11 protein-coding genes are annotated in these 13,651 nt (G+C 69.6%); 2 read left to right on the top strand and 9 right to left on the bottom strand.

Annotation, left to right across the window (positions count from 1 at the left end):
* The coding region (locus BLP83_RS12560) for a DUF7507 domain-containing protein (RefSeq protein WP_143006670.1) at window positions 1-1,056 on the top strand (1,056 nt) is incomplete at its 5' end.
* Window positions 1,057-1,194: 138 nt separating this feature from the next.
* Here the strand turns inward: BLP83_RS12560 and BLP83_RS12565 are convergent.
* The 8 genes from BLP83_RS12565 to BLP83_RS12600 form a co-directional block, all read right to left on the bottom strand.
* The gene (locus BLP83_RS12565) at window positions 1,195-2,049 is read right to left on the bottom strand and encodes an energy transducer TonB family protein (RefSeq protein WP_091243327.1); all 855 of its coding nucleotides are present in this window, start codon (window positions 2,047-2,049) and stop codon (window positions 1,195-1,197) included.
* Between the two features lie 250 nt (window positions 2,050-2,299).
* Entirely contained in the window at window positions 2,300-3,076 is a 777-nt protein-coding gene (locus BLP83_RS12570) for a hypothetical protein (protein ID WP_091243329.1), read from the bottom strand.
* A gap of 165 nt (window positions 3,077-3,241) precedes the next feature.
* A complete protein-coding gene (locus BLP83_RS12575) occupies window positions 3,242-4,180 on the bottom strand; it encodes an electron transfer flavoprotein subunit alpha/FixB family protein (protein ID WP_091243331.1) in 939 nt (312 codons plus the stop codon).
* A gap of 24 nt (window positions 4,181-4,204) precedes the next feature.
* Window positions 4,205-4,951 (bottom strand): electron transfer flavoprotein subunit beta/FixA family protein, encoded by a 747-nt coding sequence (locus BLP83_RS12580; protein ID WP_091243334.1) that lies wholly within the window; start codon window positions 4,949-4,951, stop codon window positions 4,205-4,207.
* A 346-nt stretch (window positions 4,952-5,297) separates the two neighbouring features.
* Window positions 5,298-6,167: an ATP-grasp domain-containing protein gene (locus BLP83_RS12585; RefSeq protein ID WP_091243337.1), complete on the bottom strand. Its 870-nt coding sequence runs from the start codon at window positions 6,165-6,167 to the stop codon at window positions 5,298-5,300.
* Between the two features lie 145 nt (window positions 6,168-6,312).
* Window positions 6,313-6,858 carry a GNAT family N-acetyltransferase gene (locus tag BLP83_RS12590; RefSeq protein ID WP_091243339.1) on the bottom strand — a complete coding sequence of 182 codons (546 nt, stop codon included), beginning with the start codon at window positions 6,856-6,858 and terminating at the stop codon, window positions 6,313-6,315.
* Window positions 6,859-6,871: 13 nt separating this feature from the next.
* On the bottom strand, window positions 6,872-7,870 hold the full coding sequence (locus BLP83_RS12595) for a LacI family DNA-binding transcriptional regulator (RefSeq protein WP_176764196.1): 999 nt from the start codon (window positions 7,868-7,870) through the stop codon (window positions 6,872-6,874).
* Window positions 7,871-8,159: 289 nt separating this feature from the next.
* Complete coding sequence (locus tag BLP83_RS12600) at window positions 8,160-10,052, bottom strand: DEAD/DEAH box helicase (RefSeq protein WP_091243343.1); 1,893 nt, start codon at window positions 10,050-10,052, stop codon at window positions 8,160-8,162.
* Between the two features lie 372 nt (window positions 10,053-10,424).
* Between BLP83_RS12600 and ypfJ the strand changes: the two genes are divergently transcribed.
* On the top strand, window positions 10,425-11,306 hold the full coding sequence (ypfJ, locus tag BLP83_RS12605) for a KPN_02809 family neutral zinc metallopeptidase (protein ID WP_091243345.1): 882 nt from the start codon (window positions 10,425-10,427) through the stop codon (window positions 11,304-11,306).
* Window positions 11,307-11,492: 186 nt separating this feature from the next.
* Here the strand turns inward: ypfJ and BLP83_RS12610 are convergent, their stop codons facing one another.
* Window positions 11,493-13,625, bottom strand: a complete 2,133-nt coding sequence (locus BLP83_RS12610) for a methyl-accepting chemotaxis protein (protein ID WP_091243347.1) — start codon at window positions 13,623-13,625, stop codon at window positions 11,493-11,495.
* Window positions 13,626-13,651 lie beyond the last annotated feature (26 nt).

Below are 13,651 nucleotides of genomic sequence, written 5' to 3' on the forward strand. Positions count from 1 at the left end.
AGCTACACGGTGACGCAGGGCGATATCGACGCGCAGGTGGCGATCAGCAACACCGCCACGGCGACGGGCACGCCGCCCAGCGGGCCGGCCCTGACCGCGACCGACACGGCCACCGTGCCGGTCACCGGCGCACCGGCTGCGCTCGCCTTCGACAAGACCGCCACACTGGGCGATACCAACGGCAACGCCACGGCGGATGCGGGCGAAGTCGTTGCCTACACCCTCGTGGCGCAGAACAGCGGTGGTGTCACCCTGACCACGGTCAGCATCAGCGACCCGCGGCTGCCGAGCCTGAGCTGCACGCCGGCGCAGCCGACCACGCTGCTGCCGGGGGCGAGCCTCTCGTGCACGGGCAGCTACACGGTGACGCAGGCCGACTACGACGCGCAGCTGCCGATCGTCAACACCGCGACGGCGAGCGCACAGCCGCCCTCGGGGGCACCCCTGACCCGAACCGACACGGCCAGCGTGCCAGTCACCGTCGCGCCGCCGGTGATCGGCGTCAGCAAGGTGCTGCTCGCAGTGAGCGGCAGCTCGCCCTTCCTGCTCGACTACCGCATCCGCGTGCGCAACTTCGGGCGGGTGCCGCTCGGCAACGTGCAGGTGACCGAGAACCTGCGCCAAACCTTCCCGCTGCCGGTCAGCTTCGAAGTTGTGTCAGTGAATGCGGGCGGTGGCCTTGCTGCGAATCCGGGCTTCGATGGCAGCGCCCAGACCCAGCTGCTGGCACCGGGAGGAAGCCTCGCCGTCGGGGCGGAAGCCGGCATCGATCTGAGGGTGAGGGTCACGCTGAGCGGTATATCGGGCACCTTCAACAACGTGGTGATCGCCAGTGGCAGCGGCCCCGATGGGCGTAACACCAGCGATGACTCGGTGGACGGCAACAGCTCCGACCCGGACGGCAACGGACTGCCGGATGAGCAGTCACCGACGCCGGTGGACCTGCGTGCGCCGCGTGCGGTGGCGCAGATTCCGGTGGATCAGCCGCTGGCTTTGCTGTTGTTGATGCTGGCCATCGGCTTCGCCTCGATGCGGGCGATGCGACGAGGCGCTTGAATCCGGACGCAGCGTGGAAAAGCAAAAGGCGGCCAAATGGCCGCCTTTTGCTTCGCGTGGTGTCGCCAAGCTTGAATCGCCCGACGTCTTGGGCGCAGCCGTATCGCTCTCCTCAAGCGCGAGCCGAGCAGCCTCTCCTCACATCGTCAGCGCCTCTCCCGTCGGGCTGAGCAGCTTCAGGGGCGAAGGCGTGGGCGAGATCGGCACGCTGCTCCTGCGGCTCTCGGCTTCGCGCGCCAGGGCTTCCAGCGGACGCCCCAGCGGCGTCGACAGCTCGAACAGCACCGGCGTGTTCTCCGGGCGGCGCCCGCCGGTGCCGGCGTACATGCCGCTGATCGTGAACGTCATGGGCACCAGCATCTGATGTGCTGTGCCGTCCGTGCGCGGCTCGACGAAGTCGAAGCGCCAGCTCTGCACAGCCTCCACGGAAGCCCGCGCAAAGGGCTCGACCAGGTGCCGGTGGCGTCTCTCACTGCGGACGTTCCGGTTGAGCACCCGCGCGCTCACCGGCTCGGCGATCGCGACCCCGCCCTCGTTGTCCAGGGTCAGGCGCAGCAGCACTTCCGCAGCGATCCGGTTCCCCAGCGACTGAGCGGGATAGCGCGGTGGGGTGAGGTTCTGCGCCAGTGGCTGCCCGAACTCGGCGGTCGCCAGCACCAGCTGGTAGCCCGCTGCGGATTTCAGCTGGTCGAGGCGCGCATAGACCGAGGTGCGGATGCGGCGCGGCGTGCCGTCGAGCACGTAGGGCGCAAAGGTCCAGTTCTGCATCACCTGCAGGACCTTGGTTTCAATGCTCGGCAGCAACTGGTTGGGCTGCAGCTTGACCTGTTCGACGCGGCCGCTGGCGTCGACTTCGATGACGCCGGCGAGATGGATGGATTCGAGCACCTGCGCCTGCCCGGTGACGGCCGCCGTTTCGGCCAGGGCGGGCGGAGCGGGCACGAGCGGCGAGGCCAGGGCGGCCGCAAGTAGAACGGCAAGGGTCTTGTTCATGGAGTCAGTCTCAGGAGTCAGCCAAGGAATGCAGGTCACGGATGAACCCGGCGGCGCCGGTCTCTGGCGGCGCGCGGGCGATGACGGCCGCACAGCCTTTGCGTGACGCGGTTCGCGCGCCCGCGCCAGCGGGTTGGACGGCGCGCGCAAGCATCGGCCGCGCCGCACGCGCATTGAACCTGTCAGATCTGACGGGGTGGCCTTGGCGGGTGATGTTCGGACGGCCCAGCTTCGGCGCTGCGCTGGAGCCTCAGCGCAGCATCGAGATCTGCATCAGGGTGCCCGGCGGCAGGCTGCGGCTGCGCTCGCGCAGGTTCTCCACGCGGATGCCGCTGCGCTCCAGCGCCGGGAAGGTCGAGGCCGGGAATTCGCGGGCCGCGCCGCCTTCCTCTTGCAGGGCGTAGTCGAAGGTGACCACGGCGTACTGGCGGCCCTCGGCGTTGGCCTCGGCCATCAGGATGGTCCAGCCGCGCACGCTGTCCTGGGCGCGCTGCAGGTAGTCCTGGATGGAGGCCTGGCGCTCGCGATCGTCGCCGCTGGCGCGCGGCAGGGCGCTCAGGACCACCGCCAGCGGCTCCGAGCCCAGCACCTTGCCCTGGGCATCCACTTCGACCAGCAGCCAGAGCAGGGCGCCATGGCCGCGCTGCATCGGCGCCTCGGGAAAGGGCAGGAAAGGCGCGGCCGTGGCGATCGGCTGGCCCAGCATCACCGTGGTGACCAGCAGCTTTCGTGCCTCGCCCCAGCCCTCGAAGCCGATGCGGAACAGGGCCGAGGTGCGCACGCGCCGGGCCTGGCCGTCGATCACCACCGGTTCGAAGCGCATGCGCCGCACGCTGTTGGCCACGCCCTCGCGCACATACGGCAAGAGCAGGCCGGCGTCGTGGATTTCGACCTTCTCGACGCTGCCGTCGGCGGCGAGGTCGAGGATGGCGTTCACCGCCAGCGCCTCATCGGCCTGGGCGCGCGCAAAGGTGGCGACGAGGCAGAGGGCGAACAACAGGATCAGCTGGGATGCGCGCAGCAGCATGGAGAGTCTTCGTCGAAAGCGCCGCATCGCGCGGCCGGGCAGGCGAGTGTGCCAGAGCTTCCCGGTGCGGCCCCAGCGGGAGCGCCACAAAAGCGCTCGGCGCAAACACGAACGGCGGCCATAAAGGCCGCCGTTCGCAGGGCACGCAGGCGTGGAAGCGAGGGCTTACAGCGCCTTTTCCAGCTCCGGGACGACCTGGAACAGATCGCCAACCAGGCCAAAATCGGCGACCTCGAAGATCGGTGCCTCGGCGTCCTTGTTGATGGCGACGATGGTGCCGGCGTCCTTGATGCCGGTGAGGTGCTGGATCGCGCCGGAAATCCCGCAGGCGATGTACAGCTCCGGCGCGATGATCTTGCCGGTCTGGCCGACCTGCAGTTCGTTCGGCACGTAGCCGGCGTCCACCGCCGCGCGCGAGGCGCCCACCGCCGCACCGATCTTGTCGGCCAGGCTGTAGATGATCGCGAAGTTCTCGGCCGAGCCCAGCGCACGGCCGCCGGAGACCACCTTGGCCGCCGACTGCAGGTCGGGGCGGTCGCTGCTGCCCTGCTTCAGCTCGACGAAGCTGGTGTGGCTCGGCAGGGCGGCATCGACACTCACGGCCTCGACGGCCGCGCTGCCGCCGGCGCCGGTGGCCGGCCAGGACGCCGCACGCACGGTGGCGACGACGGGCTTATCGGCCGGCGCCTCGACCGTGATGATGGCGTTGCCGGCGTAGATCGGGCGGGTGAAGCGGTGGCTGCCTTCGACCGTCATCAGGTCGGAGACCTGCGGCGCATCGAGCAGGGCGGCAATCGCCGGCATCACGTCCTTGCCGAAGCTGCTGCTCGGGCCGAACACGTGGCTGTAGCCGTCCGCCAGCTTGGCGATCACCGGCGCCACCTGCTGCGCGATCAGGTGCGAGAAGGCGGGGTTCGCCACGGTCAGCACCTTGGCCACGCCATCGATGGCGGCGGCCTGTGTGGCGAGCGCAGCGGGGTCGGCGGCCAGCACCGCGATGTGGATCTCGGCGCCGGCAATCGCGCGCGCTGCGGTGACGCAGCGGGCCACCGCGCCGTTCAACTGGCCGTTCAGATGGTCGGCCACGATCAGGATCTTGCTCATTCGAATCTCTCCCGTGTGGCCGGCTTACGCCAGGCCCTTGGCCTTCAGCGCCGAAACCAGCTCGGCAACGTCCTTCACCATCACGCCCTTCGAGCGCTTGGCCGGCGGCGCGTAGCTGAGCGTCTTCAAGCCGCCGCCCAGCGCCACGCCGAGGTCGGCGATCTGCAGGGTTTCGAGCGGCTTGCTCTTGGCCTTCATGATGTCGGGCAGCTTGATGAAGCGCGGCTCGTTCAGACGCAGGTCGACGGTGATCACCGCCGGCAGCTGCACCTTCAGCACTTCCAAGCCGGCATCGACTTCGCGGGTGACCGTGGCGGCGCCGTCGGCGACCTCGACCGCGCTGGCGAAGGTCGCCTGCGGACGGCCCCACAGCGTGGCCAGCATCTGCCCGGTCTGGTTGGCGTCGTCGTCGATCGCCTGCTTGCCGAGCAGCACGATGTCCGGCTGCTCCTTCTCGATCAGCTTGAGGAACACCTTGGCGGCTTCCAGCGGCGACACCGGCTGGTCGCTGACCACGTGCAGGGCGCGGTTGGCGCCCATGGCCAGGCCGTTGCGCAGATGCGCCTGGGCATCGGCCGGGGCGATCGTGGCGACCACCACCTCGGTGGCCACGCCCTTCTCGCGCAGGCGCAGGGCTTCTTCCAGCGCGATCTCGTCGAAGGGATTGGGCGAGAGCTTGACGCCATCGGTGACCACACCGGTGCCATCGGGCTTCACCTGGATGCGCACGTTGTAATCGACGACGCGCTTGTAGCCGACCAGGATCTTCATCGGACTGCAGTTCCTATACGGGGGTGGAAGGGGCGGCCATGCGAGTGCCAGCCGAAACCCGGCGATTCTAACCGCGCGGATTTCGAATACCTACTCGATACCAGTCGCGAGTTCCGACTATGGCGGTGCCAGCGTGCGGCGGGCGTGTAGCGCACGCACGGAATGCTCGAAGCCGGAGTGCGCCCGGCAAGGGTCGAGCCCATGGTGGGCCAGGACACACCCTGTACAGGTGCGCGGGTCGCGGGGTGGGCCCTGGCCCACCTGGGCCTCCGCGCGCCCTGTCCTGCAAGCGCCGCCGCGGGCCACCCGGATTTCCAAGCGCGCCTCGGCCCAACCCCGGGTCGACTCAGCCGTGCTCGCGCAGCCTCTCGCGCAGCACGGCGACGAAGCGGTCGGCCGCCTCGGCCGCGGTGTGGAAGAACAGCGAGGGCTCGGTGAGTTCGAGCTCCAGCAGCTGGGGGCCCTTGGCCGAGGGCAGCAGGTCGACGCGGGCATAGGCGAGGCCCTGCACCGGCAGCGCGGCCAGCACCTGGCGCGCGGTCGCCATCTCCTGCGCCGAGGGCTCGCGGGCGGTGATGTGCTCGGCGGCGAACAGGGCGCGGGTCGGGCCCTCGCCGCGCTTCAGCAGCGGACCTTTGCGGATGGCGTGCGAGAACTTGCCGCCGAAGAACAGCAGGGCGGTTTCGCCGGCGCTGTCGACCTGGGCCAGATAGGGCTGCACCAGCACATGGCGGCCGGCATCCAGCAGGCGCTCGACGTGCTGCGCGGCCTGCGCCCGCTCGGAATCGACATAGCGCTGGGTGTCGCGCGAGCCCGCACCCACGGTCGGCTTGACCACGAACTCCGGCCAGGCCGGGAAGCCGTCCGCGCGTTCCCCCGGCGCGATGTAGAAGCTCTCGATGACCGGCAGGCCCTTCTTCGCCAGCTCGCCGAGATAGCGCTTGTCGGTGTTCCAGCGCACGATCTCCAGCGGATTGATCAGCCGCGTCTGTGCGCTCACTCGGGCGCACCAGGCCAGGAACTCCGGCAGGCGCTGGGTGTAGTCCCAGGTCGAGCGGATCAGCACCGCATCGAAGCGCGACCACGACACCGTGGCGTCATCCCAGACCAGGGTTTCATGGCCGATGCCGGCGCGGTCCAGGGCTTCGCGCAGCGGCGGCAGGTCCTCGTCGAGGTCGAGGGCGGGCAGGGTGGAGGCGAGCGCGATGCGGGTCATGGGTTGGGGATGTTCGAGTGGCGAGGAACGAGTTGAAAGAAACGGCTTGCGCGGGCTGGGGCGCAGTCTAGGCGAATCACGGGCCGCCAACGCGCGCCCTTGACTCGGTACTCTCTCCACTCGTTCCTGCTGGCGCTGCACCGAGTCAACGCGCCAACTCCCTCGCCAGCAGCCCCAGCAGCACGCTGTCCTGGGTGCGACCTCCCAGCCGATAGCGTTCACGGGCATAACCCTCGCGCTTGAAGCCGAGGCTCTCCAGCAGCCGCAGGCTGGCAGCGTTGTCCGGATCGGTGTCGGCCTCGACGCGCTGGATGCCGAGATTGTCGATGGCATGCGCCAGCACCGCGGACACAGCCTCGCGCGCAAGCCCCTGGCCCCAGCGTGAGGGCTGCAGGGCGAAGCCGATTTCGCCGCGGGCATGCGCGCGGGACAGGGCGTAGAGCGTGACCGTGCCGATCAGACGGTCTTCGTTGCGCGTGGTGATGGCCCACTGCAGCAGCTGGCCGCTGGCCGCGCCGGCATGGATGTCGCGCAGGTAAGCCTCGGCCTGATGCCGCGCCTGCCACGGGCCGTGGCTCCAGTAGCGGGTGACTTCGGGGCTGGCGAACAGCGCGTAGAGCTCGTCGAGATCGGCGCCGCGCGGATGGCGCAGGACGATGCGTTCGCCTTCAAGCGTGGGCAGGGTCGCCATCTGCCGGCAGGCCTCAGCCGCCGCCGGCCGCGCCGCAGCTGCGGCGCACCACCAGCCGGGTCTCAAGCTCCCGACTCTGCGCTGGGCGGCGCTCGATCAGGTCGATCAGGGTCGACACCAGCACCGCGCCGGCGCCGCGCGTGTCCTGCTGCACGGTGGTCAGCGCCGGCTGGGCCAGTCGCGCCATCGGGATGTCGTCGAAGCCGGCCACGGCGACATCATCGGGCACCCGCAGCCCGCGCTCGGCAAGGGCCTGGATGGCGCCCAGCGCGATCAGGTCGGAGGCGGCGAAGATCGCATCGAAAGGCTCACCGCGGCGCAACAGTTCGCGCGTGGCGGCGATGCCATCGGCCTCGCTGGACAGGGCGTCGACGCGCAGGCGCTTGGAGCAGGACAGCTTGGCGGCCTTGAGCGCGCGCTGGTAGCCGCGATGGCGGGCCTCGAACTCGGGGTAGCGCGGCGAGGCGTCGCCGAGGAAGGCGATCCGCTGCCGGCCCTGGGCGATCAGATGGCGCGTGGCCTGCTCGCCGCCGCTGGCGTTGTCGCTGCCGATCGACACGCCAGGCTGGTCGGCCTGCACCGCGCCCCAGCGCACGAAATGCGTGCCCTGGGCGACCAGCTGGTCGAGTTTCCGCCGGTAGGCTTCATAGTCGCCGTAGCCGAGCAGGATCAGCCCGTCGGCCTTCTTGGCGTCCTCGTAGTCGGCGTGCCAGTCGCGCGACATCTGCTGGAAGCTGACCAGCAAATCAAAACCGCGCGCGCCGCAGGCGCGGGTGATCGAAGCCAGCATGGCGTGGAAGAAGGGGTTGATCTGCGACTCGTCGCAGTTGGCGTCCTCGAACAGCAGCAGGGCCAGCGTGCCGGCGTGCTGGGTGCGCAGGTTCGAGGCGTTCTTGTCGACCTGGTAGTTCAGCTGCTGCGCGATCGCCTTGATGCGCTTGCGCGTCTCGGCATTGACCAGCGGGCTGTCGCGCAGGGCGCGCGACACCGTCGGCTGGCTCACGCCCGCCATGTGGGCGATGTCGAACGAGGTGACCTTGCCTTTCACGTCAACCGGAACTGCTGCAGCGCGGGGGCGCTGAGTGTGGCGGCGTGGACTTGGGATGGCATTGTGCTCTGCAGCATCGCCGGCATTCGCCGGCGATGGGGGATTCGGGATTGGGATTCGGGATTGGGATTCGGGATTCGCATGCCGACCTGCGCCGCGAGGCCCATGCGGCGCTGCGTAGCTGAGCCCAGAGCCTTGTCGCGGGATTCAAGCGTCGGCCAATCCCGAATCCCCAATCCCGAATCCCGGCTTCTCAGCCCCTCGGCTTGAAGCTCTTCTTGAAGCCAGCCTCGCCGCGCGGGCCGCCTGGCTTGCGCTCGAAGCCAGCGCCTGCCGGGCGCGGCTTGCGCGGGCCGTCGAAGCCGCTGCGCTCGCGCGGGCCGCCGCGTTCGAACTTGGGCTTCACGAAGGCCTTGTCCTGCTCGGACGCGCGGCGGATGCGCAGGCGCTGACCCGACACCCAGACCTGCTGCAGATGCTGCATCAGGTCCTCGGGCATGCCCTCGGGCAGGTCGATGAGGGCGTGATCGCCGCGGATGTCGATGCGGCCGATGTGCTTGGACTCGATGCCGGCCTCGTTGGCGATGGCGCCGACCAGGTTGCCGGGCTTGACGCCATGCATGTGGCCCACTTCGACGCGGAAGGTCTCGAAGGCGTAGTCGGCGGCGATCTCGCGCTGCGGGCGAGCCTCGCGTTCGGCGCGTTCGCGCGGTGCACGCTCTTCGCGCTCGAAGCGCTCGCGCGGCGCGCGTTCCGGGCGCTCGCCGCGTTCGCGGAACTCGCGCGCGGCCGGCATCGGCTTGTCGGGCGGCAACAGCAGCGGCGTGTCTCCGCGGTGCAGGCGGGCCAGTGCCGCGGCGATTTCGATCGCGGGGATGTTCTGCTCGCTCTCGATACGCTCGATCACGCTGCGGTACTGGTCCAGCTGGGGATCGGCCAGGGCTTCCTGGATCTGCTGGCGGAAGCGGTTCAGGCGCTGCTCGTTGACGGTATCCACCGAGGGCAGGGCCATCGCTTCGATCGGCTGGCGCGTGGCCTTCTCGATGGTGCGCAGCAGGTGACGCTCGCGCGGAGCAACGAACAGGATCGCCTCGCCGCTGCGGCCGGCACGACCGGTGCGGCCGATGCGGTGCACGTAGCTTTCGGTGTCGTAGGGGATGTCGTAGTTCAGCACGTGGCTGATGCGCTCGACGTCCAGCCCGCGCGCCGCGACGTCGGTGGCGACGATGATGTCGAGCTCGCCGTCCTTCAGCTTCTGCACGGTGCGCTCGCGCACCGCCTGCGGCACGTCACCGTTCAGCGCGGCGGCGGAGAAGCCGCGCGCAGCCAGCTTCTCGGCCAGCTCCTCGGTGGCCTGCTTGGTGCGGGCGAACACGATCATCGCCTCGAAGGTCTCGGCTTCGAGGATGCGGGTCAGCGCATCCAGCTTGTGCATGCCCGAGACCAGCCAGAACCGCTGACGGATGTTCTTCGCGGTGGTGGTCTTGGCCGCGATCGTGACTTCGCGCGGGTTGCGCAGGTGGGTCTGGGCGATGGCGCGGATGCGCGGCGGCATGGTCGCCGAGAACAGCGCGACCTGACGGCTGGCCGGGGTCTTCTGCAGAATGGACTCGACATCGTCGATGAAGCCCATGCGCAGCATTTCGTCGGCCTCGTCGAGCACCACCCACTTCAGCTGCGAGAGGTCCAACGAACCGCGTTCGAGGTGGTCGATGATGCGGCCCGGCGTGCCGACCACAACGTGGGCGCCGCGCTTCAGTCCGGTCAGCTGCGGGGCATAGCCCTGGCCGCCGTAGATCGGCAGCACGTGGAAGCCCGGCATGTGCGAGGCATAGCGCTGGAAGGCTTCGGCCACCTGGATGGCCAGCTCACGGGTCGGCGCCAGCACGATCGCCTGCGGGGCTTTCTGGTGCAGATCCAGCTTGGAGAGGATCGGCAGCGCGAAGGCCGCAGTCTTGCCGGTGCCGGTCTGGGCCTGGCCCAGCACGTCCTGGCCGGAGAGCAGGGTGGGGATGGTGGCGGCCTGGATCGGCGACGGGGTCTCGTAGCCGACCGAGGTGATGGCTTCGAGCAGGGCGGGCGACAGGCCGAGATCGGCAAAACGCACGGCGGCCGCCGCAGGAGCGGCAGTGTTTTCAGAGGACATGTTTTCTTTGCTCCACAAGGGGCTTGGAATCACGCACCTTGCAGGCCGGAGAACAGCGCTCGGGACGAGCCGCGCAGGTCAGTGCGGGGCAGCTCCCGTCCGCCTGTCGCATCATGCGATCAGGCCTGCGCGCGGCAGGAAGGGGACGGGGCGAGAGCGGAAACGACGGGGCCGAAAGGCGCACACGGGGTACAGCGGCGCGCAGTCTAGCAGGCGATCCGCGGAATTCGCGGCCGCGGTAGCCGCGAGATTCGGGCTGCGGTTCAGGCTTCCAGGACGGCGCAGACGATTCGAGCCGGCCGCGCACCCTGTTAGGCTGCGGCCACATCGCGCCGCCGCGATGCCTTGCGTCCACCATCCGGGGAGTGCGCCATGCGCTGGGAACGTCTTCGCCGAAGCAGCCACGTCACCGACAGCCGAGGCCAGGGGCGTGGCGGCGGGCGCCTGCCGGGCGGCGGCAAGGGGCTCGGCCTCACCGGCATCGTGATCGTCTTCCTGCTGGCCTGGGCGATGGGCAAGAACCCGCTGGAGCTCTTGTCCCTGCTCGATGGCGGCATGCCGGCCTCTTCCCCTGGCGGCAGCGCCGAGCAGCGCCTGCCCGACCCGCAGGACCCGGCCGTCGAATTCGTACGCGCCGTGCTCGGCGATACCGAGGATGCCTGGAGCGAGTTGTTCGCCGCCGCCGGCTCGCGTTACGAGCCGGCGCGCCTTGAAGTCTTCGAGAGCGGCGTCACCACGGCCTGCGGCTACGCCTCGTCCGCCGTCGGCCCGTTCTATTGCCCGGGCGACCGCAAGGTCTACATCGACCTGCAGTTCTTCCGCGAGCTGGAGACGCGTTTCCGCGCTGCCGGCGACTTCGCCCAAGCCTATGTGATCGCGCATGAGGTGGGCCACCACATCCAGACGCTCACCGGCGTGTCGGCGAGGGTCAACGCGGCGCGGCAGCGCGGCGAGGAGGTCAAGGGAGACGGCGGCCTGCTGGTGCGGCAGGAGCTGCAGGCCGACTGCTATGCCGGCGTCTGGGCGCACTCGGCACAGCGTCGCTTCGACATCCTCGAGCCTGGCGATCTGGAGGAAGCCTTGAACGCGGCCACCGCGATCGGCGACGACCGCCTGCAGCAGCAGGCGCAGGGACGGGTGGTGCCGGACGCCTTCAGCCACGGCACTTCGGAGCAGCGGGTGCGCTGGTTCCGCCGCGGCTTCGAGCAGGGCGAAGTCGGCGCCTGCGACACCTTCTCGGCGACCCGACTGTAGCCGTCGCTTCGGGCAGACGGCGGCGCCTCGGGGCGAGGCCCCCTCGTGCCCCTGCCCTCATCTTGGCGCGGTCGGGTCTGCGCGTCCCGGCCGCGCGCAGCGTCTGGATTGGGGTCGGCAGGGGGGCGGCAGTCCCGCCACGCGAGACCACCGCACCCATCAGCGCAGCGTGTGGCCGGGGCGGGCTCAGGCTGCCCGTCGCAGGGACGGCTCGCCACCCAGGCGGAAGCCGGCCACGGCTTCCTGCAGCGCACGCGCATGGTCCTGCAGGCTGTTGGCCGCGGCGCTCGCCTCCTCGACCAGTGCGGCGTTCTGCTGGGTGGCCTGATCGAGCGCTTGCATGGTTTCACCCATGCCCTCGATGCCGCTGCTCTGCTCGATCGAGGCCGCGCTGATCTCGCCCATGATGTCGGTGACGCGCTGCACCGCGCCCATGATGTCCTGCATGGTCGTGCCGGCGCGGGCGACCAGCTCGGCGCCCAGTTCGACCCGGTGGCTGGAGTCGTCGATCAGGCCCTTGATCTGCTTGGCCGCTTCGGCCGAGCGCTGTGCCAGCGAGCGGACTTCGCTGGCGACGACCGCGAAGCCGCGGCCCTGCTCGCCGGCGCGCGCGGCTTCGACCGCTGCATTCAGCGCGAGGATGTTGGTCTGGAAGGCGATGCCGTCGATCACGCTGATGATGTCGGCGATGCGGCGCGAGGATTCACTGATCGAGTCCATGGTCGAGATCACCTCGCCCACGACCTGCCCACCGGACTGGGCGACGCTGCCGGCGCCCTGGGCGAGCTGGTTGGCCTCGCGCGCGCGGTCGGCGTTGCGGCGCACGGTCTGGGTCAGGTCGGTCAGCGCATGGGTGGTGGCTTCGAGGTTGCCGGCCTGGGCTTCCGTGCGCGAGGACAGGTCGTCGACGCCCGCGGTGATCTCGCCGGTGGCGACGCGGATGGAGTCGGCGCGCTCGACGATGCCGGCCACGATGCTGCGGATGTTGGCGACGCTGCGGTTGGCATCGTCGCGGATGCGCGCGAACACGCCGGCGAAGTTCCCCTGCATGGAGGCGGTGAGGTCGCCCGAGGCCAGTGCGCCCAACAGGCGCGAGATCTCGGCGAGGTTGGCGTCGGCGGTCTGCATCAGGGTGTTCAGATCCTGGACCATCTCGCGGTAGCTGAAGGCGAAGCGCTCCGCCGCACCGCGTGCGCTGAAGTCGCCGGCGGCAGCGGCCGAGGCCAGACGCTTCACCTCGGCGCTGAACTCGACCAGGCTGGCCTTGGCGCCATCCATGCTGGCGCTGATGCGCGCCATGTCGCCGGGCAGGCGGGCCATGTCGCGCGAGAAGTCGCCGCGGGCGTAGGCATCCACCAGGTCCAGCATGTCGAGGCTGACCTTGATCGACGAGCCGAGCACGCTGTTGACGCCCTCGGCCATGCGGCCATAGACGCCAGGGAATTGCGAGGCCTCGATGCGGAAGCCCAGCTCGCCCCGGGCATGGCGGGCGGCCAGTTCCTCCTGCGCCTCGGTGAAACGCTGCAGCTGCTCCTGCATGCGGCGCATGGCCTGCAGCAATTGGCCGGTTTCGTCGCCGCGGGTCTGGCCGATGATGCTGCCGAGGTCGCCCTCGCCGACGCGCTGTGCGACCTGCACCGCCTGGTTCAAGGGCTTGGTGACGCTGCGCACGATCCGCCAGGCCACCAGCGAGCCGAGACCGATGGCCAGGGCCGAGAGCAGCACCATCAGTTGGGCGAAGCCTTCGGCGGTGGCCGTGGCCTTCTTGGCCTCGACGCCGTTGCGCGCTTCCTGCAGGTCGATGAACTGATTGATGCGTGCCAGCCAGGTTTCGAAGGCGGGCTTGGCCTCGGCCAGCAGCAGGGCGTGCGCGGCCTCGCGTTCGCCGGCCGCGCGCAGGCGCCGGACTTCGACGATCAGCGGCAGGGTCTGGTTCTCGATGGCCTTGATCGAGTCGAGGATGGCGCGCTCCTCGTGGTCTCCCGTGTCCTCATTCATGACCAGGGCGTCCAGTGGCGCCGCCGAGTCAGCATAGAACGCAGCCAGTCGATCGATCTCGCGGCCTGCGGCGTCCACGTCACTTTCGGCATCGAACAGCACCACATCGCGCAGGGAAATCGCGCGGTCGTGGACGCTGCCGCGGAAGTTGATCGCGTAGCGCTGTTTGACGCTGTTGAGCTGGTTGATGGTCGACAAAGCGCGCTCGATCTGGCCGACGCGCTCCACGCCAACGGCGGTGAGAGTCAGCATCAGCGCGATGACCAGGCCGAAACCGAGGGCGAGTCGCTGCCAGATGCGCAGGTTGTGGAGTTTGGACATGGGAGGCTCCGGGGCGGGGGGGCTGC

It is taken from the genome of Aquimonas voraii (assembly GCF_900101825.1).
In the GTDB taxonomy this organism is placed as follows: Bacteria; Pseudomonadota; Gammaproteobacteria; order Xanthomonadales; family Xanthomonadaceae; genus Aquimonas; species Aquimonas voraii.